Origin of the sequence: Brenneria sp. L4-2C (genome assembly GCF_040240335.1) — a bacterium.
In the GTDB taxonomy this organism is placed as follows: domain Bacteria; phylum Pseudomonadota; class Gammaproteobacteria; order Enterobacterales; family Enterobacteriaceae; genus Brenneria.
In genome coordinates this window covers 332,642-356,394 of record NZ_JBEIAC010000001.1, presented here as the reverse complement: position 1 = coordinate 356,394, position 23,753 = coordinate 332,642, and the positions used below count along the sequence as shown (strand labels likewise).

The window sequence follows — 23,753 nt, the reverse complement described above, 5'->3', positions numbered from 1 at the left end:
GAGGCGGTGTTTTCTCCCGTATTGCAGATGCAAGAGGTCGTGTCATGAGTCAGTTTTTCTATATTCATCCGCAGAATCCACAGCCCAGGCTTATCAAACAAGCGGTGGATTTTCTGCATAAGGGCGGGGTGATTGTCTATCCCACCGATTCCGGCTACGCGCTGGGATGCATGTTGGGCGACAAAAATGCGATGGAGCGTATCTGTCGTATCCGCGATCTGGACAGCAACCACAATTTTACGCTGGTGTGCCGCGATCTGTCCGAGCTGTCCACCTATGCCTATGTCGATAATGCGGCGTTCCGGTTGATCAAAAATAATACGCCGGGCAACTACACCTTTATCCTCAAGGCCACGAAAGAAGTGCCGCGCCGCCTGATGAACGAAAAACGGAAAACCATCGGCCTGCGCGTTCCCTCCAATCCCATCGCGCTCTCGTTATTGGCCGCGCTGAACGAACCGCTGATGTCGACCACCTTGATGCTGCCGGGCAATGATTTTGCCGAATCCGACCCGGAAGAAATTCAGGAAAGGTTGGGAAAACTGGTCGATCTGGTGATTCACGGCGGCTTTCTCGGCCAGCAGCCCACGACGGTTATCGATTTAACCGACTCCTCCCCGCAGATTGTCCGTGAAGGCACCGGGGATATCACGCCGTTTCTTTAGAGATTGAGCGCGCGGATTATCCGGTAACGGAACATGACTAAACGCCGGACGGATATTGGCGCTGAACCCATTGACGCATTTTGTCGCTGGCGTGTTAATTGCATCTTTCCGCCGGTGAAGTTTCGGGAGTGAGAACCATGGCGGCAGACCCTTCAACAACGATCCGTTTCCTGCTGGCCTCGCGTCAGTGCGAGTTGAATAGCCTGCGCTATTTGCTGCAAAGCGGCGAACTGGTGGGAAAGATCAGTCAACTGGTGCATATGCTGCAACGCGAGCGCGGCACATCCAACCTGTTTCTCTGCTCTGACGGCCGACTGTTTGCCGATGAGTTAAGGCTCAGGGAAACGGAAGTGGCGCAGGCGCAGGAACCGCTGATGGCGCATCTGGATCGCCTGGAAGGCATGACGGCCGATTTGCCGCAGGCCAGCCGTCTGTTCAGCCGGGTCGCCAGCGTGGTCTATACGCTGAGCCTGCTGCCTTCGCTACGTCAGGATATTCGCCAGCGGATATTGCCGTTGCCGCAGGCCATGACCTTTTTTAACGACATTATCCGCAATCTGCTCTCGCTGGTGTTCGAGGTCTCCGATACGGCGGCGGAGCCGGTGATTTCGCGGGCGCTGATCGCCATGTTCAGCTTTATGCAGGGGAAGGAATTCGCCGGCCAGGAGCGGGCGATCGGCGCGGCCGCCTTTGCCTCCGGCGCCTTCAATGAGGATACGCAGCAAAAGTTGCTGGATTTGATCGAACGACAGGAGCGGTGTTTCGCCACCTTTGCGGATTTCGCCGATGAGCAAAACCGGCAGCGCTGGCTACGGATGACGACGGATAGCGAGTTTGAACGTTTGCGCCGTATCGCCTGCACCCGCGGCGGCGCGGAAAAGCGCGAAGACGAGGGTAGCCTGCGCTGGTTCGCCATCGCCACGCAGCGCATTGATGAAATGAAACGGCTGGAAGACAGTCTGGAGCAGACGCTGATGCAACTTTGCCGCGATCGCATCGCAGCCGCCGAGCAGGCGAACAGCGAGCAGATGGCGGATATAGTAAGCCTGATGTCGCCGACGGAAAACGACGATCCGGGATACTCGGTCTTTATCGCCGGTCATGATATGGCAAGCGCGGCGTCGGACGGCTGGCTGAATAGCGATGGGGTCCGCCCTCAGCTCGGGCGTTCGCTGCTCTCTTTGGTTCAACGGCAGTCGCGGCGTTTACAGGCGTTGGATCACGAACTGGCGGCGTTGCGCGATACGCTGAATGAAAGAAAACATATCGACCGGGCAAAAAGTCTGCTGATGCAGCATCGCGGTTTAAGCGAGGAAGAGGCGTACAAAACCCTGCGCAAGATGGCGATGAATCAAAATAAAAAATTGATTGAAATCGCCACGGCGATGCTGGCGGTGGCCGACGTTTTTCAGGATACGCCGTAGGCGTCATATGCACACAAAGGGTGCGTGCTTTGCCCGGCGGCAGTGCAAAGAGTGGTTTATCCTCTTTTGGCCCTTTGCCAGGGCTGTCTCTTAGTCACAAATTTACCGATAACGGTATATGTAAGCTCAGTGTTATTTCGTGCGCGAAAAGAAAGGTATATTTATGCCACGTCGTAGCACGCGCCCGACAAGGAGCGCTCAATTGCCGCAGCTCCTTGACCTATGGCTTTTGGCGGAACGGGGTCGCTACGCGATGCCTTCGCCGGGAGAGTCCTTCTGACGGACCGCCAGTGACGCGTTCCCGACGCGGCACTGGCTTGAGCAGCATCCATGCTGCTCATCCTAAAGGACTCTCCCGACTCAGCCCCTTTTACGCCAAAGGGAAAACAACCTGTTGCCCGGAGCCTCTTCCTGAGTTGTGACTAAGAGCCCCCTTGCCAGGGGGATGAGCCAAACTCCCTCCCCTGCGAAGGGGAGGGCCGGGGTGGGGTTACAGCCCAATTTTCACCATCACGCCCAGAAATATAACTTCTGGCACACACCTTGCTTTAAAACTGACAGTAACTGATCAACATCATTAATCGGTGATAAGCCAACGGCGGTTTGTTGCGGGTTAACCGGATAACGGCGTCCATAAGCGTGCATCTTTTGCATGGGCTTATGGACGCCGTTTTGTTTTTTGACCGCCGGAAACGGCGATCGGCTGAAAGGTGTCGTGAATGAGTGATTCCAAAACGAAGGGCATGACGGTTTCCCGTCGTCAGTTTTTACTGGGCGGTGCGGCGTTGGGCGGCGGTTTTATGCTGCCGGGGTTGATGAACAGCGCCTGGGCCGCCGGCTCCGACGCGCCGGAGAAACAGGAAATCCGCGTGGGCTTCATTCCCCTGACGGACTGCGCATCGGTGGTGATGGCCGCGATAAAAGGCTTCGACAAGAAATACGGCATTCGCATTATCCCCAGCAAGGAAGCCAGTTGGGCGGCGGTGCGCGATAAGCTGGTATCCGGCGAGCTGGATGCCGCGCATATCCTGTACGGCCAGCTATACGGCCTGCAAATGGGCTTATCCGGCGCGCAGAGCGACATGGCGGCGCTTATGACGCTCAACCAGAACGGACAGGGCATCACGCTGGCCAACCAGCTACGCGAAAGCGGCGTCACCGATCTGAACGCGCTGCAAAAATATATCGCCGCCAGTGCGGCGGGTACCTACACCTTCGCTCAGACGTTCCCCACCGGCACCCATGCCATGTGGCTCTATTACTGGCTGGCCTCCGCGGGCATTCATCCGCTGAACGATGTCCGCACGGTGGTGGTGCCGCCGCCGCAGATGGTGATGAATATGAAGATCGGCAATATGGTCGGCTATTGCGCCGGCGAACCCTGGAACCAGCGCGCCATCAGCGACAAGCTCGGGTTTACCGTCGCCACGTCGCAGGATATCTGGCCCGATCATCCGGAAAAAGTGCTCGGCACGCGCGCCGACTGGGTCGATGCCAACCCGAACAGCGCCCGCGCGCTGACGGCCGCCATTCTGGAAGCGTCGCGCTGGATTGATGCCTCCGACGACAATCGGCGTGAAACCGCCGGCGTGGTGGCGGGGCGCGCCTACATCAATACCAAAGAGGCAACCATCGTCGGCCGGATGCTGGGCCAGTATGAAAACGGTCTGGGGAAAAGCTGGCAGGACGAACATGCGATGCGTTTCTACCACGACGGGTCGGTGAACTATCCCTATCTGTCCGATGGCATGTGGTTCCTGACCCAGCATAAGCGCTGGGGCCTGCTGACGGAAGATCCGGATTACCTGGCCGTCGCCAGAAAGGTCAATCGGATTGATATCTATAAGCAGGCCGCCGCGGCGGTAGGCGGTGTCCCGCTGCCGGACGGCGAGATGCGCAGCAGCGTGCTGATCGACGGCGTGCGCTGGGACGGCAGCGATCCGGCGGGCTATGCCGACAGTTTTAGCGTGAAGAAATAAGCGAGGCAATGATGAAAAACCAGGCTCAGGTTATTCCCATCGCGGCGGATAACGCACCCGGCGCTGAACAGGGCGCGGAGATTATGCCGCTGCCGGCCAGAGCGGCGGCGGAAAAAACGGCGGCTTCGGCCGCGCCGGCGCCGCGCCGCTATCGTCCTTTATTCCGCCAAGCGGCGCAGCGAATTTTCCCCGCATTGTTGGGCGTGGGCCTGTTGCTCTGTATCTGGCAGGTCGCGGCACTGCACAGCGAAAACTTTCCGACGCCGTGGGCCACCTGGCTGGCGGCGTTGGAGATTTTCGCCGATCCGTTCTATATCGCCGGACCGAACGATCAGGGCATCGGCTGGAACGTGATGGCCTCGTTGCAGCGCGTGGGCATCGGTTTTGGCCTGGCGGCGCTGGTGGGGATTCCCGCCGGCTTCCTGATTGGTCGCTTCAGCTTCGTGGCCGACATGCTGAATCCGATTATTTCCCTGCTGCGACCGGTCAGTCCGCTGGCCTGGCTGCCTATCGGCCTGCTGTTGTTTCAGCGCGCCGAACCGGCCTCCAGTTGGACCATCTTTATCTGCTCCATCTGGCCGATGATCCTCAACACCGCCGAGGGGGTAAGACTGATTCCGCAGGATTACCTGAACGTGGCGCGCGTGCTTAAGCTGTCCGAGTTCACCGTGATGCGCAAGATCCTGCTGCCGGCGGTATTGCCGAACATCCTGACCGGCGTGCGCTTATCCATCGGCATCGCCTGGCTGGTGATTGTGGCGGCGGAAATGCTGACCGGCGGCATCGGCATCGGCTTCTGGATTTGGAATGAATGGAACAACCTGAACGTGGAAAACATCATTATCGCCATCGTGGTGATTGGGGTGATCGGCCTGCTGCTGGAGCAGGGCCTGATGTTAATCGCCAAACGTTTTAACTATGACAACCGCTAAGGAGCCGACGATGCGCGCGAATCCGATTATTCAGGTACAGCAGGTCAGCCAGCGTTTCCATACCGCCAGCGGCGAGTTTTTGGCGCTGGATCAGGTGAGCTTCGATATCTACGCCGGGGAAACCGTCAGTCTGATCGGCCACTCCGGTTGCGGCAAGTCAACCTTGCTCAATTTGATCGCCGGTCTGACCCGGCCGAGCGGCGGCGGCCTGCTGTGCGACAACCGGGAGATCGACGGCCCCGGCCCGGAGCGCGGCGTGGTGTTTCAGAACCATTCCTTGCTGCCGTGGCTGACGGCTTATGAAAACGTGGCGCTGGCCGTGCGTCAGGTATTTCGCGGCCGGATGAGCAAAACCGAGATGCATGAGTGGATCACCCACAATCTGGCGCTGGTGAATATGGCGCACGCGGCGGACAAACGGCCGAATGAGATCTCCGGCGGGATGAAACAGCGGGTAGGGATCGCCCGCGCGCTGGCGATAAAGCCCAAAGTGCTGCTGATGGACGAGCCGTTCGGCGCGTTGGATGCATTGACCCGCGCCCATTTGCAGGATGCGGTGATGGACATTCAGCAGCGGCTGCACACCACCATCGTGCTGATCACCCACGATGTGGATGAAGCGGTCTTGCTGTCGGATCGGGTGCTGATGATGACCAACGGCCCGGCGGCGACGGTCGGGGAGATCGTGACGGTGGAACTGGAGCGCCCGCGCTCGCGCGTCGCGCTGGCGGACGATCCCCGGTATCACCAGTACCGGCAGCGGGTGCTGCATTTCTTATATGAAAAACAGTCGCACGCCGCCTGACGGGAAACGGTAAATCAACATAACGAAAGCGCATTCGCCGCGGACAGGCGCAACCCGTCCGCGCCGCCGCTTTGCGGGCTTTTTTCCCCTGATTTTGATTCACAGCCAGCGGCTGTAGGGATTGATCTAATGAACAAGCCAGTTTTGGTGGTTATCGGCCATGGCATGGTCGGTCATTATTTTCTTGAGCAACTGGTCGAGCGCGATCTGCACCAGCGTTATCGCATCGTGGTCTTTGGCGAAGAGCGCCGGGAAGCTTACGATCGCGTCCATCTTTCCGAATATTTCTCCGGCCGGACGGCGGAATCGCTGTCGCTGGTTAAAGCGGGATTTTTTGCCGCCAGCGGCATCGAACTGCGCCGCGCCAGTCAGGTTACCGCCATCGATCGCCCGCATAAGCGCGTTCTTGATGCGCAGGGCGGCGAAACCGCCTATGACCAATTGGTTATCGCCACCGGCTCCTATGCGTTCGTCCCGCCGATTGCGGGCAATACGCGTCCGGGCTGTCTGGTTTACCGCACGCTGGACGATCTGGACGCCATTGCCGAGCAGGCGCAAAAATCCAAAACCGGCGTGGTGATCGGCGGCGGCTTACTCGGGCTGGAAGCGGCCAACGCCCTGCGCCAGCTGGGACTGGAAACGCACGTCGTCGAATTCGCGCCGCGGCTGATGGCGGTACAGCTGGATGAGGGCGGCGCGGCGATGCTGCGCCGAAAGGTCGAGGCGCTGGGAGTACGGGTTCACACCGGCAAAGAGACGCGGGAAATCGTCGACGGCCAGCAGGCGCGGCACCGGCTCTGTTTTGCCGACGGCGGCGCGCTGGAGGCCGATCTGGTACTGTTTTCCGCGGGAATTCGCCCACGGGATAATCTGGCGGACGGCTGCGGTCTGGACAAAGGGCCGCGCGGCGGCATCGTGATTGACGACCGCTGCCGGACGTCGGATGACGCGATTTTCGCCATCGGCGAATGCGCGCTGTGGAACGGGCAAATATTCGGGCTGGTGGCGCCCGGCTACCAGATGGCGCGCAGCGTGGCGGATACGCTGGCGCGGCGCGATACGCCGTTCAGCGGCGCGGACATGAGCACCAGGCTGAAACTGCTGGGGGTGGAGGTGGCGTCGATCGGCGATGCGCACGGCCGCGCCGTCGGCAGCCAGAGCTATCAGTGGACGGACGGTCCGCGCGAAGTTTATAAAAAAATCGTGGTGTCCGCCGACGGCAAACGCCTGCTGGGCGCGGTGCTGATCGGCGACAGCGCCGACTACAGCACGCTGCTGCAAATGATGCTTAACGACATACCGTTGCCGGCGCATCCTGAGAGCCTCATTCTGCCGGCCCGTTCCGGCGATGCGCCGCAAGGTCTGGGCGTGGCGGCGCTGCCCGCCGGCGCGCCGATCTGCTCCTGCCATAACGTCAGTAAAGGCGATATCGCGGCGGCGGTGGCCGGCGGCTGTAACGAACTGGATGCGCTGAAGTCCTGCACCAGGGCAGGCACCGGCTGCGGCGGTTGCGTTCCCCTGCTGAAGCAGGTGATGGAATACGAATTGACGCAGATGGGCGTGGAAGTAAAAAAAGATGTTTGCGAGCACTTCCCCTGGTCGCGTCAGGAGCTGTATCACCTGATCCGCGTGCATCACATTCGTTCATTCGACGAGTTGATCGCAGGCTACGGGCGCGGATTGGGCTGCGAAGTGTGCAAACCGCTGGCGGCCTCCATGCTGGCGTCCTGCTGGAATGACTATCTGCTGCAACCGCAGCATTTGCCGTTGCAGGATACCAACGATCGCTTTTTCGCCAATATCCAGAAGGATGGCACCTATTCGGTGGTGCCGCGCGTACCGGCCGGCGAGATCACGCCGGCGGGACTGATCGCCATCGGCCAGGTGGCGCAGCGCTACAACCTGTATACCAAAATAACCGGCGGTCAGCGCGTGGATCTGTTCGGCGCGCGGCTGGAACAATTGCCGGCTATCTGGCGCGAACTGATCGACGCCGGGTTTGAAACCGGTCACGCCTACGGCAAATCGCTGCGCACGGTGAAGTCCTGCGTCGGTTCGACCTGGTGCCGCTACGGCGTGCAGGATTCCACCGCGCTGGCGATTACGCTGGAGCACCGTTACAAAGGTTTGCGCTCGCCGCATAAAATCAAAATGGCGGTATCCGGCTGTACCCGCGAATGCGCGGAAGCGCAGGGCAAAGATATCGGCGTCATCGCCACCGATAAGGGCTGGAATCTGTATGTGTGCGGCAATGGCGGTATGAAGCCGCGTCACGCCGATTTGTTGGTCGGCGATCTGGATAGCGAAACCCTGATCCGCACCATCGATCGCGTGTTGATGTTCTATATCCGCACCGCCGATCGTCTCCAGCGCACCAGCAGCTGGCTGGATAATCTGGAAGGCGGTATCGACTACCTGCGACAGGTGGTTCTTGAAGACAGCCTGCATATCGTTGAGGAACTGGATAAGGAGATGCAGCGCGTGGCGGATACCTACCAGTGCGAATGGAAAACCACGCTGGAAAGCCCGGATCGTCTGGCGCTGTTCCGCGCCTTTCTCAACAGCGATAGCCCGGACGAAGCGGTGGTGATGGTGCCGACGCGCGGCCAGATCCGGCCGGCGCAGCAGCATGAAAAGCCGCCGACGGCGCGCAGCCCGCAACCGGCGGAGCTGGAAACGGAGTGGGTTCGCATCGGCGCGTTGCAGGATATTCCCGCCAATGTCGGCATGGCGGCGCGCCTCGGCCGGCAGCAGATCGCGCTGTTCCATCTTCCTGCCGGCGAGCAACAGGTTTTCGCGCTGGAAAACCACGAGCCGGGCAGTGGGGCGAACGTGCTGTCCCGCGGCCTGCTGGGCGACGTCGGCGGCGAACCGGTGGTGATCTCGCCGTTATACAAGAAGCGTTTCAGACTGCGCGACGGCGTCTGCCCGGATAACGCGGCGCTGCGCGTACGCGCCTGGCCGGTAAAAGTGGTGGCGGGGCAGGTCTGGGTCAATCGCCGGCCGTTGCCCCTGCCGACATCTGAGACCATTGCGCAAGCCTGATGAACGGAACGCTTGCACGCTTAACCTTTTTTATGCGCGGATGAGGCCACGGCATCAGTCCTGCGGGGAGTATGTGATGGATGCCAAACCCACCACTCAGGTAAAGAGCGTTTGCCCCTACTGCGGCGTCGGCTGCGGCGTGGTGATGCAGATACAGGACAATCGCGTGATTAAGGTCACGGGCGACAAGACGCATCCCGCCAACTTCGGCCGGCTGTGTACCAAAGGCAATAGCTGCGCTCAGGCTATCGCCGCAGCGGGGCGGCTGGAGCACGCCTACCTGCGGGCGGATCGTCGGCGCGAACCGGCGCGGGTCGAGGTAAAACAGGCCATCAGGGAGAGCGCGCGCCGGCTGCGCGCCATCATCGATACCCACGGCCCCGATGCGGTCGCGCTCTACGTCTCCGGTCAGATGTCGCTGGAAGCCCAGTATCTGGCCGGCAAGCTTGCCAAAGGCTTTATCGGCACCAACAATATCGAGTCGAACTCGCGCCTGTGCATGGCCAGCGCCGGCAGCGGCTACAAACTTTCGCTCGGTTCGGATGGGCCGCCCGGCTCCTATCAGGATTTCGACCGCGCCGATCTGTTTTTCGTCATCGGCGCCAATATGGCGGACTGTCACCCGATACTGTTCCTGCGCATGATGGACCGGGTCAACGCAGGGGCGAAGCTGATTGTGGTCGATCCGCGCCGTAACGCCACGGCCGACAAGGCGGATCTGTTCTTACCGATCAAGCCGGGCACCGATCTGGCCCTGCTCAACGGTCTGCTGCACCTGATTGTGCAAAACGGCCATCTCGACCAGGATTTTATCGCCGAATTTACCGAGGGGTGGGAGGCGATGCCGGCGTTTCTTGCCGACTATCCGCCGGAAAGGGTGGCGCGGATAACGGGACTGGCGGAAGACGATATCCGCCAGGCGGCGGCGTGGATTGGCGCCGCGCCCGAATGGATGAGCTGTTGGACCATGGGGCTGAATCAAAGCACGCACGGCACCTGGAGCACCAATGCGATTTGCAATCTGCATCTGGCGACCGGTGCGATTTGCCGCCCCGGCAGCGGGCCGTTTTCTCTTACCGGGCAGCCCAACGCCATGGGCGGGCGCGAGATGGGCTATATGGGCATGGGGCTGCCGGGCCAGCGCTCGGTGCTGGCGGATGACGATCGCGCTTTTATCGAAGCCTTGTGGGGCGTAAAAGCCGGGACGCTCCGCACCGATCTGGGAGGCGGCACGGTGGCGATGTTCGAGGCGATGAAAGCGGGCGAGATCAAGGCGTGCTGGATTATCTGCACCAATCCGGTCGCCTCGCTGCCTAATCGTCAGAACGCGATCGAAGGGCTGAGGGCCGCCGAGCTGGTCATCGCCCAGGACGCGTTTCTCGATACCGAGACCAACCGTTACGCCGATATTCTGCTGCCCGGCGCGCTGTGGGCCGAGGCCGAAGGCGTGATGATCAACTCCGAGCGCAATCTGACGCTGATGCGCCAGGCCGTCGACCCGCCCGGCGAGGCGATGGCGGACTGGCGAATCATCGCCGCCGTGGCCTGCGAGATGGGGTATGAACAGGCATTCAGCTACGACTCCGCCGCGGAGGTATTTGAAGAGATCAAGCGCGCCTGGAATCCGAACACCGGCTACGACATCCGCGGCGCAAGCTATGCGCGTTTGCGCCGGACGCCAGTGCAGTGGCCCTGTCCGCCTGACGATGACGGCGATCGCCATCCGATTCGCTATCTCAATGACGGCGTGAGCCAGACGCTGAAAGAAACGCCGGACGGCGCGCGGCCGCGCATCGTGTTCGCCACCCAAAGCGGTAAAGGCGTTTTTTTCCCCCGGTCGGATAGCCAACCGGCCGAGATGCCGGACGACGCCTTCCCTCTGGTGCTGAATACCGGGCGCTTGCAGCACCAGTGGCACACGATGACCAAGACCGGCAAGATCCCGATGCTTAATAAGCTCAATCCACGGCCTTTCATCGAAATACACCCTGAAGACGCCGCCGCGCTCGGCATTCGCGATAAGGATTGGGTGGAAGTGCGTTCGCGGCGCGGGCGCGCGGTGCTGCCGGCGGCGGTGACCGATCGGGTGCGTCCCGGCAACTGCTTTGCGCCATTCCACTGGAACGATCTCTTTGGCGAGAATCTGGCCATCAACGCCGTCACCAGCGATGCGATTGACCCGATTTCCCAGCAGCCCGAATTCAAGTTCTGCGCCGTCGCCCTGACGCGCGTCGCGCAACCCGCGTCATTGCGCCCGCCGGGCCGCGAGGCGCCCGCGCTATCGTCGCCGGCCGCGGCCCTTACGGCGGCATCGTCTTCTATTCTGGTGCTGTGGGCGTCATCGACCGGTAATGCCGAAGGCTTCGCCGCGCGCTGTGCCGAACGCTTGACGGCGCAGGGGCATTGCGTCGCGCTTGCGGGCATGGACGGCTGCAATGTGGCGACGCTGCGCTCGGCGGCGCGCGTGCTGTTTGTCGTCAGCACGTTCGGCGACGGCGATCCCCCGGACAACGGCGCCGCCTTCTGGAGGGCGCTACAGGCGGATACCGCGCCCAGACTGGATGCGCTGGCGTTCTCGGTGCTGGCGTTCGGCGATGCGAACTATGACCAGTTTTGCGGTTTCGGCCGCAGGCTCGATACGCGACTGGCAGAGCTGGGCGCACGGCGGCTGTCGGCGCGAATTGACTGCGACGCCGACTATCAGGACGCCGCCGATGGCTGGCTGGATCAGGTGGTCGCGGCGCTGGCGGGAACCACGCTCGCGGCACGCGCCGGGATGGCCGCCGTCCCGACGGCGATAGCGGCAGGCGAGGGCGCGGAGAAAATCAGCGCGCCGCTGATGACTCAGCCATCGACGTTCAGCCGCAGCGCCCCGCTGCGCACGCGTCTGGTGCTTAATCGGCGGCTCAATGCGCCCGGCGGGCAGAAAGAGACCAGACACATCGCCTTCGACCTGACCGATCAGGATTTTAGCTATGAAGCCGGCGATGCGCTCGGCGTCTGGCCGAGCAATTGCCCCGATCTGGTGAATGACATGCTGGCGCTGCTCAGGCTTGCGCCCTCGACGCCGGTCACGCTCAGGGATCGCGGCGACATGACGCTGGTTGAGGCGCTGTCGCAACATTGCGAGATAGCGCGCATCACGCCGGAGGTGTTGCAGTTCGTCGCCGAGCGGTCGGGGCATACGGCGCTGGCCGAATTGTTGCAGGAGGCGTGCAAGGACGATCTGAAACGGTGGCTGTGGGGACGGCAGATTATCGACCTGCTCCAGGAATATCCGATTCAGCCGCGGGCCGATGAATGGCTGGCGGTGCTCAAGCGCCTCCAGCCGCGCCTGTACTCGATCTCGTCGAGCCAGAAAGCGACGCCGGATCAGGTTCACCTGACGGTTTCGACCGTGCGTTACGGCCGCGACGACAAACGGCGGGGCGGCGTCTGTTCGACCTTTCTCGCCGATCGCGCGGGTTCCGTCGCGGTGCCGATTTTCGTCCACAGGTCGGCCCATTTCCGGCCGCCGAACAACCCGGATACGCCCATGATTATGGTGGGTCCCGGCACCGGCATCGCCCCTTTCCGCGCCTTTTTACAGGAGCGCCGGGCCACGGGGGCGAAAGGCGCAAATTGGCTGGTGTTCGGCGAGCAGCGCGCGGCGACCGATTTCTACTATCGTGAAGAACTGGCGGCGATGCGGCGCGACGGCTATCTGCATCGACTGGATACCGCCTTCTCGCGCGATCAGGCGGAAAAGATCTATGTGCAGCATCGCCTGCTTGAACAGGGCGCCGAGCTGTGGCGCTGGTTGCAAGAGGGGGCGCACTTCTATGTCTGCGGCGACGCGGCTCGTATGGCCAGGGACGTCGACGCCGCGCTCAGGCTGGTGGCGCAGCGGCACGGCGCGATGAGCGCCGAGGACGCGGCGGCCTATATCGCAAAGATGGTTCAGGATAAACGCTATCTGCGGGATGTGTATTGAGCGTGTTAATCGGAAAAATCCGGTTTATGACAAAATGTAAAGCGCTATGATTAGCAAAATTTAAGTGATTGGGTCGATGGTATGGATACGGTGGAAGAGCCCAAGGGCACCTACTTTTATGCTGGCCGGGCGAACATCAGCGCCAGCAAATTACTATTTATGATCTTTTCCGATATATTTCCTTGATTTGTTTGATTATTCTGGCATCGGGTGTATCACAAATCGTTTATTGCACAATTCGTGATTACAACGCGATAGCCAGAGGAAACGATAAGCTATGGAAATAGAGGATATCGAAAAACGCGTTTATGACCTTGTGCGGCCTTATGCGGGGGAGTATTTGTTTAGCCTGAAGACGGTAGTTTTAGCCCCTGAAACAGATTTAGACACCAATCTGGGTATTGATGAGCTTGAGGTGGGGGATTTAATGGATGAATTCTTTAAAGAATTCAAGGTAGAAAAAGGTAATTTTAATATTAAAACCTATTTTCCCGATCCCCCTATGTCATGGAACCCCTTCAAGAAGGCGGAACCTATACCCGTACCTGATTTCACTATCGGCATGCTGATCGAATCCGCCAAGGCTGGCCGCTGGCTTTATGTTCGCGTATAGACTATTTCGACTTATGATTTTACGATGTAGATAAATCATACAAGGAGGGCAGTTTATGAGCGCACAGGCAGAGGAAGGAACATTACGCCGGATGACGTTAGGCGAGATTGCAATGGCTCGCAGGGTGTTCGGTGATTCGATAGTTTATAGCCGTGTCTGGATTCATTGCGACAGCTATTTACCATTCGGCCTACAGAAACAGAACTACGCGATGACCCCCAACGGGGAGTTATGGTACAGAAAGCCAATGTACAGAGAAGACTTTTCCGCAAACTCTGTTTTCATCGAAGATAAATATGTTTTCATCCATGAACTGGGGCATGTGTGGCAACACCAACACGGGCAATGGGTGAGAATGCGGGGCGCATTTAGCTGGGCTGCTGAATATACCTACAGACTGGATAAAGACAAGCTCACTGATTATTCTCTTGAACAGCAAGCCTCTATTTTAGCTGATTACTGGTTACTGCTGGTTTATGGGATCAGTAAGTGGTCATACTATCAGAGACCTGGGCGTATGGGGATGTACAGGGGCGTAGATATGTTGCAGGATGTCCCCTCGCTTTACCAGAAAATCGTAACAGGGAAGGGGCGTTAAACATGAAAAACAAAATGCTGCTGGCTGTCGTATTTCTCTTGACGGGATGCCCTGGGCCTGGAGATCGAATGGTAGAGCGCGAATCTACAACGGCATTTATCAAAGATAATCAAGTTTGTGTGGTGTCACCACTGGAGCCAAAGGAACGGATCACTGCTATTCAAATCAACAGCGATAAAAGCGACTCTCTTCACAAGATTTTCGATGACAAGCCTGTGTATGTTCCAAAGGGTGAGTGTCTTCCTGTGTTCGGATTTAAGTTTACATCTGGGGAGCGGTATAACTTCGCATATGACGTCCAATCTGATAAATCAGAGTCGCATTTAGTCACTGCTGAATTTTCTTATCCCAAAGAATAAGGGGGCATCGCCCCCAGATTTTACTTCTTCAAGTCACCAGTACATTGATACTCCATAGTGACCATCGTTTCCATACACCCGCTTGAGGAAGGCTGAGAGCAAACAGAAGTTGAGCCGCCGAATGGCTCAGCACCAGAATAACCCCATGCAGCGCAACGCTGTGCTGCTGCTTGAGCACCTTGCTGGACGTTTACTTTAGGTGATTCGAACATCCCAAAGGTATAACTCATCGAAATCATCCCGATTGATTGTTGTATTTAAAAAGCGACAGCCAGATCTTGAGATGTTTTTCAACATGCTGACTACTGAGCAGATCTTCCTCTGGAACGTCATAATCAATGCATTCTGCCAAAGATAGACGCTTGTAGGGCAGCTTCGTACGAGTAGGTAAGTTTTCCGTCACTTTTAGCGCTTCGCGGATATCTTGCTTAGTAACCTTATCAGTCGGTTTGTCACCGATAACGTAGAGCAGGACTTCAAAGAAACGCTGGTTCTCGTTAGCGATGCTTGCACGCCATTTTTGGCCTTTTTCTTCAACATACTGCGTCCATGCTTCGGAAAGTTTGCTTGCCTCGCTGGTTGTTTCTTTTACTTCTGGTGAAACAGACAGGTTTGTTTCAACACTACTTTGCGGTGAAGAGTTCAGTTTTGCCTATTCTAACTGAGCTTGCAGTGTTGCAATGAGTTGGCGATATCGCAGCATATCTTTCGAATAGAATGCTTCATAGGCTTGTGCGACGGTCATACGGCTCATATCGAGAGCAGTGCCTACTTGATTCGCAAGGAGCAAATCATCCTTGGAAAGTTCAAGTTTTTGCATATGAAGACTGGCAAGCACTTCGTTTGCAATCTGATCGCTACCGTTCACCATGCGATGGAAGTGCGCATCTGAGTAACCTTGAGCTGCCTCAACCGTATCAGAAGCTGATAAAGGAGAATCAGGATTAATGTTTCTATGCCATTGCCCTAACTGTGGGAGACGCTCCACTTCGGCAACATCCCTTTCGAGTGCATGTAGAATGTAGAAGATGGCTGTCAAAGTCTTGCTTAGTGGCAGCGCGGTAGCCCTGCATTTTGCGTTTGAACTCTTCGAGGCTCATCGTTCCATTCTGTACAAGGGGAATGAAAGGGCGGATCTGATTCATGATCACTTCTGCTTGCTTTCGGCTATCAGTACCAAGACTCAGTCGCACAAAACTTGTTGAATCATTTAGTCTAAAGTTAGTGTAGTATGTGCGCCCACGAATCATTGTGTGACATATTGTTTGCCATGCTGTTACCATAAATAGTTATATATCAGTTAGTTACGTTGATTTAGGTGCTAACTCGTTGTTTTAGAAAGTATACCAGACGCCTGTGAAGGCGGCACTCAGAGGTTGCTCGATGAGCGAAAAGTTACAGAAAGTATTAGCGCGCGCCGGTCATGGTTCGCGCCGTGAAATAGAAGGTATCATTCAGGCCGGTCGCGTCAGCATTGATGGGAAAATCGCCACGCTGGGCGACCGCGTCGAAGTGACCAAAGCCACCAAAATCCGCATTGACGGCCACGTGGTTTCCGTGAAGGAAACCGAAGAGACCGTTTGCCGCGTGCTTATCTACTATAAGCCGGAAGGGGAACTGTGTACGCGCAGCGATCCCGACGGGCGTCCGACGGTATTTGACCGTTTGCCCAAGATACAGGGTTCGCGCTGGGTGGCCGTGGGCCGTCTGGACGTAAATACCTCAGGGCTGCTGCTGTTCACCACCGACGGCGAGCTGGCGAATCGTCTGATGCACCCCAGCCGCGAGGTGGAGCGTGAATATGCCGTGCGGGTATTCGGTGAAGTCAACGATGAGAAGATTAAACAGCTGAGCAAAGGCGTGCAGTTGGAAGACGGCCCGGCCTCTTTCCGCACCATTCGTTATCAAGGCGGCGAAGGGCTGAATCAATGGTATAACGTCACGCTGACGGAAGGGCGCAACCGCGAGGTTCGCCGCCTGTGGGAAGCGGTCGGCGTGCAGGTCAGCCGCCTGATCCGCGTGCGCTACGGCGATATTCCGTTACCTAAAGGCCTGCCGCGCGGCGGCTGGTCGGAGATGGCGCTGGAGAAGGTGAACTATCTGCGTGAACTGGTGCAGTTGCCGCCGGAGACGGTAAGTAAATTGCCGGTTGAGCGCGAGCGCCGCCGGGTAAAAGCCAATCAGATTCGCCGGGCGATAAAACGCAGCAGCCAGGTTGCGCCGACGCGCCGCACCTCGCCGAAACCGAAGCGTCGCGGTCAATCTTAAGAAATTCCACCCGCCGTCATCATAACCCCACCCCAACCCTCCCCTTCGCAGGGGAGGGAGTTAGCTCCTCCCCTGGCAAGGGCTGTCTCTTATACACAAATCCAAGGAACCTCTAGAGGCCATGTGTATTCTGGTCTTGGTTCTTGGTTCTTGGTTCTTTGCTTTTCGTCGGCGTAAGAAATCACGCTGAGGTGGACGACCCCGCGAATGCGCCGCAGGGAGGCGGCGCAAGCCAGTGCCGCGTCGGGAACGCGTCACTGGCGGTTCGGGAAAGGGGGCGACCGCCGAAGGCATCGCGTCAGCGACGTGATTTCAGCCACAAGCCCGGGTCCGGAGGGTGGTGGCGCTTGAACCACCCTGCGTCGGGCGCATGCTGCGACATAGCAGAGAAATGACGGCCTTCTAGCGCACGAAATAGCGCTGAAGTCACATATACCGTTAACAGTATATGTGACTAAGAGACAGGGCAAGGGTAAGGCCGGGAGGGGAACAGGGCGACGGTTCGCCTGCAACCGCCCGGTTCGTTACCAATCGATACCCTGTTGCGCCTTGATGCCGGCTTCGAAGGCATGTTTTACCGGCCGCATCTCGGTGACGGTATCCGCCATCTCCAGCAAATCACGATGGCATCCCCGTCCGGTAATAATGACCGTTTGTCCCGCCGGGCGATCACGCAGCGCGTTCAATACCTCTTCCAGTTCCAGATAACCGTAGCTGACCATATAGGTCAGTTCATCCAGCACCACCAGATCCAACTGCGGATCGGCCAGCATGCGCTTGCCGTGCCGCCACACTTTTTGCGCGGCTTCGGTGTCGGTCTGGCGATTTTGCGTTTCCCAGGTGAAACCGGTCGCCATAACCTGAAATTCGACGCCGTGTTTTTGCAGCAGGTTTTTCTCGCCGTTCGGCCAGTCGCCTTTGATGAACTGGATCACTCCGGCTCGTAAATCATGGCCGATAGCGCGGGTAACGGTGCCGAAAGCCGCGGTGGTTTTCCCTTTGCCATTGCCGGTGAAAATCATCAGGATGCCGCGTATTTCGTTCGCGGCGGCAATCCGGGCATCGACCTTCTCTTTTATACGTTGCTGACGTTGTTGGTGACGTTCATCACTCATGCTGCGTGTTCTCCTGACTATTCGGCCGGGCCTGATTTTCTGCCCGGCTGGGCATCAAAACTCATGCCGGTTTTACGGCGGCTGTCGTCCCCCATCAGATAGAGGTACAACGGCATGATATCCGCAGGGGGCTTCAGTTTCTCCGGATCTTCATCGGGAAATGCCGCTGCGCGCATGCCGGTGCGCGTGCCGCCGGGATTGATACAGTTTACCCGCAGATTTTGCTGGCGATATTCATCGGCCAAAACCTGCATCATGCCTTCGGTGGCGAATTTTGACACGGAATAAGCGCCCCAGCCAGCCCGGCCCTGACGTCCCACGCTGGAACTGGTAAAGACCAGCGACGGGCTGGCGGATTTCAGCAGCAGGGGCAGCAATGCCTGCGTCAGCATAAAGGTCGCGTTGACGTTCACCTGCATCACATCGCGCCAGACGTCCGCCGATTGCCGCGTCATCGGCGCTATCTCGCCCAGCAGCCCGGCATTGTGCAGTACGCCGTCCAGACGGGGCGCCACCTGGGCCAACTCATCGGCCAACTGAAAGAATTGCGCCGAGTTCGTCGTCAACATATCGCAGACGATAATGTGCGCCTGCGCGCCGTTTTCTTCCTGAATCTGTTGCTTAACCGCCTGAAGTTTGCTTTCAGTTCGACCCAGCAGAATAAGGCGCGCGCCGAAACGCGCATAGGTTAGCGCCGCCTCGCGGCCGATACCGTCGCCGGCGCCGGTAACCAGAATGATGCGCTGTTGCAGCAGGTCGTTTTTGGGCTGGTAATACACGGGCAATTCCTCTTACAGACGTACCGGCTACCTTCATTAATACGTGCGATATCGCTATGCCGGTATCTGGTTGAAAAGGCATCCAAACAGGATGAAGATGACGGATTTATGCCTTAAACAGGCGGGGTTTTCAATGAGACTGGCGCCATTTCTTACCGCAGGTGCGCTAAAAAGCAGCAGAAAACACGGAGAAGGCGCGAATAACATCGCCATCCTGGATGTCATCAGTTAGGTTAAAGGTTTCGTTCACCAAGCTGGCCTGGTCATGGGGCAGTATAATCAGTTTGATATGTCAACACTCAGCTAATGAGGGCGGTATTTGTGGAATTACTTTCTCAGTATGGTTTATTCCTGGCTAAAGCACTCACCATCGTTATCGCGATCGGTGCGATTGTGGTTTTAGTCTTCGGCGCGGCGCAGCGTAAACGCCAGCGTAAAGGTGAATTGCAGGTGGTTAATCTGGGGGAACAGTATCGCGATATGCAGCAGGATATGCAGACGGCATACATGAGCGATGCAGAGCGTAAACAGCTGTTCAAACAGGAAAAGAAGAAAGAAAAAGCCAAGGCCAAAGAAGAAAAGCAGCGCGCCAAACGCGGGGAGGCGAAACCGACGAAACCCTGCCTGTATGTGCTGGATTTCAATGGCAGTATGGATGCCGGCGAGGTGAGATCTCTGCGTGAGGAGGTCTCGGCGGTGCTGGCGGTCGCCAAACCGCAGGATGAAGTTCTGCTGCGGCTGGAAAGTCCGGGCGGGGTGGTTCATGGTTACGGCCTGGCGGCTTCTCAACTGCAAAGGCTGCGTCAGGGTGGGATTAAACTGACCGTGGCGGTGGATAAAGTCGCGGCCAGCGGCGGCTATATGATGGCCTGCGTCGCCGACCGTATTGTCGCCGCCCCGTTTGCTATCGTCGGATCGATCGGCGTGGTGGCGCAGATCCCCAACTTCAACCGTCTGCTGAAGAACAAGGATATCGATGTTGAATTGCATACCGCGGGCGAGTTTAAGCGCACGTTGACGCTGTTCGGCGAAAATACGGAGCAGGGGCGCGAGAAATTCCGCGAAGAGCTGAACGTGACGCACAACCTGTTTAAACAATTTGTTCACCAGATGCGTCCGTCGCTGGATATTGATTCCGTCGCGACCGGCGAACACTGGTTCGGCACCCAGGCCAAAGCGTTGGGACTGGTTGACGAGATTGGCACCAGCGACGATTTGCTGATTGCCGAAATGGCTGACCATGACGTGCTCAGCGTGCGGTATACGCGCCGTAAGCGCCTGATTGAGCGTCTGACGGGCAGTACGGGCGATACCCTTGAGCGATTGATGCTGCGCTGGTGGCAGCGAGGCAACAATCCGCTGTTGTGATGCCGCCCGTCGAATGGCTTCCCTGCTCATCGCCCGCGTTCACCGCGGGCGATGGCGTTTAATCGACCAGATAATATTTTTCCGACAGCGTGTGAGCCAGATGTTTGAACATGTTAAACACGGCGGTGGTTTTCAACGTGGGCAGGCCGTTGTCATCAAGGAAAAACTCGCCGCGAAAAACCAGCACATTATTTTTTTGCTCGACATCGTCGGCCACCATGCCATGCAGATAGTCGCCGTGACTCTGGATAATGGCATTGGCTTCGGCGAGTAAGGTTTTGCGGTCGATCGGGGATCTTTCTTTGATCATCTGAATTTCATCGGACATGGGTTACATACTCCAAAATATGTGCAAAGCGATTTAGCGTACATCAGGTTGGTCTTCTGGCTAGGGCGATAGTACGCCATAACGACGCCGGTGTTACCCCTGATTGTACTTCTCCGATATATTTTATCGCAAATGCGCTAAGTTTTAGTCACTTGCCTGCCGATACCGCATTCATCGCGAGGTGGATAAAACGGCTTTTCCATGCTAATTAGGTTGCGTGACGTCATTTATCAGGTAGAGTGTGGGATTTTGCGCGGTCAGTGGAATTAATTCTTTACGTCATGGCAGTGGGTATTTATCTGATATTAGAATAAACGCGTCACTATTCAGACCGAACGTGCGGATTACGGAAGATTTTTTGAGTTGCACCACTCAGCGGTAATGATCGAGCGAACTGCGCCGTGATCCACAATTAATCGAGTATTCGCCCTTGTTTATGTTGGCGGATGCCCCCAAAAGATATCTGATTTTCAGAAGAATTCAGCAGGTAATAGTACATATGGGTAAAGCTCTCGTTATAGTTGAGTCCCCGGCAAAAGCCAAAACGATCAATAAGTATTTAGGCAATGCCTACGTGGTGAAATCCAGCGTCGGCCATGTGCGCGATTTGCCGACCAGTGGCTCAGCCAGTAAAAAGAGCGCGGACTCAACCAAAGACAAAACCAAAAAAGCCGTCAAAAAGGATGAGAAATCCGCGTTGGTGAACCGCATGGGCGTCGATCCTTACCACGGGTGGAAAGCGAACTATGAAATTTTGCCCGGTAAAGAGAAGGTGGTCTCGGAGTTAAAAACGCTGGCGGAAAATGCCGATCATATCTATCTCGCGACCGACCTTGACCGCGAAGGGGAAGCCATCGCCTGGCACCTGCGGGAAATCATCGGCGGCGACGATAAGCGTTTCAGTCGCGTGGTGTTTAATGAAATCACCAAGAATGCGATTCAGCAGGCGTTTGAGAATCCGGATAAGTTAAATATCGATCGCGTGAATGCCCAACAGGCCCGCCGGTTTATGGATCGGGTGGTCGGCTATATGGTTTCGCCGCTGTTGTGGAAAAAAATTGCCCGCGGGCTGTCCGCCGGCCGCGTGCAGTCGGTGGCGGTGCGTCTGATTGTCGACCGCGAACGCGAAATCAAGGCGTTCGTGCCGGAAGAATACTGGGAACTGCACGCGGATTTACTGGCGGGCAGCGATACCCCGTTGCAGATGCAGGTTACCCACTTCAACGGCAAACCGTTCAAGCCGGTCAATAAAACGCAGACGCAGGCCGCCCTCAGCCTGTTGGAAAAAGCCGACTATGCGGTGGCGGAACGGGAAGATAAGCCAACCAGCAGTAAGCCTGGCGCGCCGTTTATCACCTCTACGCTGCAACAGGCCGCCAGCACCCGTCTGGGGTTCGGCGTGAAAAAGACCATGATGATGGCGCAGCGTCTGTATGAAGCGGGCCACATTACCTATATGCGTACCGACTCGACCAACCTGAGTCAGGATGCGCTGAGCATGGCTCGCGATTATATCGGCAAAGAATTTGGTAAAAATTATCTGCCCGATGCGCCGAATCACTACAGCAACAAAGAAAATTCGCAGGAAGCGCACGAAGCGATCCGTCCTTCGGATGTGAAAGTGCTTGCCGAGCATCTTAAGGATATGGAAGCGGATGCGCAGAAGCTGTATCAACTGATTTGGCGTCAATTCGTCGCCTGTCAGATGACGCCGGCGAAATACGATTCCACCACGTTGATTGTCAAAGCCGCCGATTATCAGTTGCGCGCCAAAGGCCGCACCTTGCGTTTCGACGGCTGGACGAAGGTCATGCCGGCGCTGCGCAAAAATGATGAGGATCGCACATTGCCGACGGTCGCCGTCGGCGAACGGCTGGCGCTGCAAAAATTGCTGCCGAGTCAGCACTTCACCAAGCCGCCCGCACGCTATAGCGACGCGTCTCTGGTTAAAGAGCTGGAAAAACGCGGCATCGGCCGTCCTTCCACCTATGCGTCGATTATCTCCACCATCCAGGATCGCGGCTATGTGCGGGTTGAAAACCGCCGTTTCTACGCCGAGAAAATGGGCGAGATTGTCACCGATCGGCTGGAAGAGAACTTCCGCGAGCTGATGAGTTACGATTTCACCGCGCGCATGGAAAGCAGTCTGGACCAGGTAGCGAATAATCAGGCGCAGTGGAAAGCGGTGCTGGACGAGTTTTTCGCCGAGTTCAGCCAGCGGTTGGAAACCGCGGAGCAGGATCCTGAAAAAGGCGGTATGCGGCCTAATCAAATGATTCTGACCAGTATCGACTGTCCGAGCTGCGGCCGGAAAATGGGCATTCGCACCGCCAGCACCGGGGTATTCCTGGGTTGCTCCGGTTATGCGCTGCCGCCGAAAGAGCGTTGCAAAACCACCATCAACCTGATTCCTGAAGCCGAAGTGCTTAACGTGCTGGAAGGGGACGAGGCGGAAGCCAATGCGCTGCGCGCGCGTCGTCGCTGCCCCAAATGCGGTACGGCGATGGACAGCTACCTGATTGATAACCAGCGCAAACTGCATGTGTGCGGCAACAACCCCGCCTGTGACGGTTATGAGATTGAAAGCGGCGAGTTTCGTATTAAGGGCTATGACGGCCCGGTCGTCGAATGCGAAAAATGTGGTGCGGAAATGCACATGAAGATGGGACGCTTCGGTAAATACATGGCCTGTACCAATGAGGCATGCGGCAATACGCGTAAAATTCTGCGTAACGGCGAAGTGGCGCCGCCGAAGGAAGACCCGGTTCCTTTGCCTGAGCTGCCGTGTGAAAAGTCCGATGCCTATTTCGTGTTGCGCGACGGCGCCGCGGGTATCTTCCTGGCGGCCAATACGTTCCCGAAATCCCGTGAGACGCGCGCGCCGTTGGTGGAAGAACTGGTGCGCTTTAAAGATCGTCTGCCGGAGAAAATGCGTTATCTGGCCGACGCGCCGGTTGTCGATAAAGACGGCAACAAGACCATGGTGCGCTTTAGCCGTAAGACCAAACAGCAATATGTCTCTTCAGAGAAAGACGGCAAAGCGACCGGCTGGTCCGCTTTCTATGTTGACGGCAAATGGGTCGAAGGAAAGAAATAGGGCATTCGCGCGGGCATGTCGTCGCGAGGACGACGATGGCCGCGAGGTCAGCGGCGGCGGTAAAACGTTACGTCCAGTCATTCCCGCGGTTGTAGGCGGGAATCGCCTACTGAAACCGTAAACCGCCATTGGCTGATTCCCGGTTATTCGCCCCATCCCTGGGGCTCGCCCTTCGGGCCGTCGCAAACGGCGTTCAAAAACATTCCCGATGTTTTTGTGCGCGGGAATGACGGATTTGGAAAGGTTTGTCATCAACCTCGGCCAGCCTTTTAGGCTGGCTTTTTTGATCTGGGTAAGGAGATGGCGATTTACCCGGGAGGATATTGATTCGTTGATATACCCTTGATCCTTATGGCCTACGGCAGGTTGATTTTGCGCTTGTCCGCGGGCGATGCGCGTCGGGAT

At 57.4% G+C, this 23,753-nt stretch carries 19 protein-coding genes and 1 pseudogene; 15 read left to right on the top strand and 5 right to left on the bottom strand.

Annotated features, from left to right (window positions below):
- Positions 1-44: 44 nt before the first annotated feature.
- From ABRZ26_RS01605 to ABRZ26_RS01555, 12 genes and pseudogenes are all read left to right on the top strand, one after another.
- Positions 45-665: an L-threonylcarbamoyladenylate synthase gene (locus tag ABRZ26_RS01605; protein WP_136167691.1), complete on the top strand. Its 621-nt coding sequence runs from the start codon at positions 45-47 to the stop codon at positions 663-665.
- 137 nt (positions 666-802) lie between these two features.
- Entirely contained in the window at positions 803-2,089 is a 1,287-nt protein-coding gene (locus ABRZ26_RS01600) for a nitrate- and nitrite sensing domain-containing protein (protein ID WP_319602507.1), read from the top strand.
- Between the two features lie 719 nt (positions 2,090-2,808).
- Positions 2,809-4,068 (top strand): CmpA/NrtA family ABC transporter substrate-binding protein, encoded by a 1,260-nt coding sequence (locus ABRZ26_RS01595; protein WP_319602506.1) that lies wholly within the window; start codon positions 2,809-2,811, stop codon positions 4,066-4,068.
- Positions 4,069-4,079: 11 nt separating this feature from the next.
- Positions 4,080-5,000, top strand: coding sequence for a nitrate ABC transporter permease (ntrB, locus tag ABRZ26_RS01590; RefSeq protein ID WP_319602920.1), 921 nt, complete (start codon positions 4,080-4,082; stop codon positions 4,998-5,000).
- Between the two features lie 10 nt (positions 5,001-5,010).
- Positions 5,011-5,805 carry an ABC transporter ATP-binding protein gene (locus tag ABRZ26_RS01585; RefSeq protein ID WP_319602505.1) on the top strand — a complete coding sequence of 265 codons (795 nt, stop codon included), beginning with the start codon at positions 5,011-5,013 and terminating at the stop codon, positions 5,803-5,805.
- Positions 5,806-5,934: 129 nt separating this feature from the next.
- Complete coding sequence (gene nirB, locus ABRZ26_RS01580) at positions 5,935-8,850, top strand: nitrite reductase large subunit NirB (protein ID WP_319602504.1); 2,916 nt, start codon at positions 5,935-5,937, stop codon at positions 8,848-8,850.
- 76 nt (positions 8,851-8,926) lie between these two features.
- Entirely contained in the window at positions 8,927-12,823 is a 3,897-nt protein-coding gene (locus ABRZ26_RS01575; RefSeq protein ID WP_319602503.1) for a sulfite reductase subunit alpha, read from the top strand.
- An 81-nt stretch (positions 12,824-12,904) separates the two neighbouring features.
- On the top strand, positions 12,905-13,009 hold the full coding sequence (locus tag ABRZ26_RS25090; protein WP_502880283.1) for an STM2901 family protein: 105 nt from the start codon (positions 12,905-12,907) through the stop codon (positions 13,007-13,009).
- Between the two features lie 5 nt (positions 13,010-13,014).
- Positions 13,015-13,110: pseudogene (locus ABRZ26_RS25085) on the top strand (STM2901 family protein); the annotation flags it as partial.
- Entirely contained in the window at positions 13,101-13,436 is a 336-nt protein-coding gene (locus tag ABRZ26_RS01565) for a DUF1493 family protein (protein ID WP_319602502.1), read from the top strand. The pseudogene ABRZ26_RS25085 and the gene ABRZ26_RS01565, both read left to right, overlap by 10 nt.
- Before the next feature lie 55 nt (positions 13,437-13,491).
- The gene (locus ABRZ26_RS01560) at positions 13,492-14,034 is read left to right on the top strand and encodes a type IV secretion protein Rhs (RefSeq protein WP_319602501.1); all 543 of its coding nucleotides are present in this window, start codon (positions 13,492-13,494) and stop codon (positions 14,032-14,034) included.
- A gap of 2 nt (positions 14,035-14,036) precedes the next feature.
- Positions 14,037-14,393: a putative T6SS immunity periplasmic lipoprotein gene (locus tag ABRZ26_RS01555; protein WP_319602500.1), complete on the top strand. Its 357-nt coding sequence runs from the start codon at positions 14,037-14,039 to the stop codon at positions 14,391-14,393.
- 20 nt (positions 14,394-14,413) lie between these two features.
- Here ABRZ26_RS01555 and yecR read toward each other — a convergent pair whose 3' ends face one another.
- Complete coding sequence (yecR, locus tag ABRZ26_RS01550; RefSeq protein ID WP_319602499.1) at positions 14,414-14,632, bottom strand: YecR family lipoprotein; 219 nt, start codon at positions 14,630-14,632, stop codon at positions 14,414-14,416.
- A 413-nt stretch (positions 14,633-15,045) separates the two neighbouring features.
- On the bottom strand, positions 15,046-15,432 hold the full coding sequence (locus ABRZ26_RS01545) for a hypothetical protein (RefSeq protein ID WP_319602498.1): 387 nt from the start codon (positions 15,430-15,432) through the stop codon (positions 15,046-15,048).
- A 344-nt stretch (positions 15,433-15,776) separates the two neighbouring features.
- Between ABRZ26_RS01545 and rluB the strand changes: the two genes are divergently transcribed.
- Positions 15,777-16,661: a 23S rRNA pseudouridine(2605) synthase RluB gene (rluB, locus tag ABRZ26_RS01540; RefSeq protein ID WP_319602497.1), complete on the top strand. Its 885-nt coding sequence runs from the start codon at positions 15,777-15,779 to the stop codon at positions 16,659-16,661.
- 524 nt (positions 16,662-17,185) lie between these two features.
- Here the strand turns inward: rluB and cobO are convergent.
- Positions 17,186-17,776, bottom strand: coding sequence for a cob(I)yrinic acid a,c-diamide adenosyltransferase (cobO, locus tag ABRZ26_RS01535; protein WP_319602496.1), 591 nt, complete (start codon positions 17,774-17,776; stop codon positions 17,186-17,188).
- 17 nt (positions 17,777-17,793) lie between these two features.
- The gene (locus ABRZ26_RS01530; protein ID WP_319602495.1) at positions 17,794-18,555 is read right to left on the bottom strand and encodes a YciK family oxidoreductase; all 762 of its coding nucleotides are present in this window, start codon (positions 18,553-18,555) and stop codon (positions 17,794-17,796) included.
- Between the two features lie 321 nt (positions 18,556-18,876).
- On the opposite strand from ABRZ26_RS01530, the gene sohB reads away from it, so the two are divergent.
- Entirely contained in the window at positions 18,877-19,923 is a 1,047-nt protein-coding gene (gene sohB / locus ABRZ26_RS01525; RefSeq protein WP_319602494.1) for a protease SohB, read from the top strand.
- A 58-nt stretch (positions 19,924-19,981) separates the two neighbouring features.
- Here sohB and ABRZ26_RS01520 read toward each other — a convergent pair whose 3' ends face one another.
- Positions 19,982-20,251 carry a YciN family protein gene (locus tag ABRZ26_RS01520; RefSeq protein WP_319602493.1) on the bottom strand — a complete coding sequence of 90 codons (270 nt, stop codon included), beginning with the start codon at positions 20,249-20,251 and terminating at the stop codon, positions 19,982-19,984.
- A 499-nt stretch (positions 20,252-20,750) separates the two neighbouring features.
- Here ABRZ26_RS01520 and topA point away from each other — a divergent pair, with 499 nt between their 5' ends.
- Positions 20,751-23,348 (top strand): type I DNA topoisomerase, encoded by a 2,598-nt coding sequence (gene topA, locus ABRZ26_RS01515; protein ID WP_319602492.1) that lies wholly within the window; start codon positions 20,751-20,753, stop codon positions 23,346-23,348.
- The last annotated feature ends 405 nt before the right edge of the window (positions 23,349-23,753 follow it).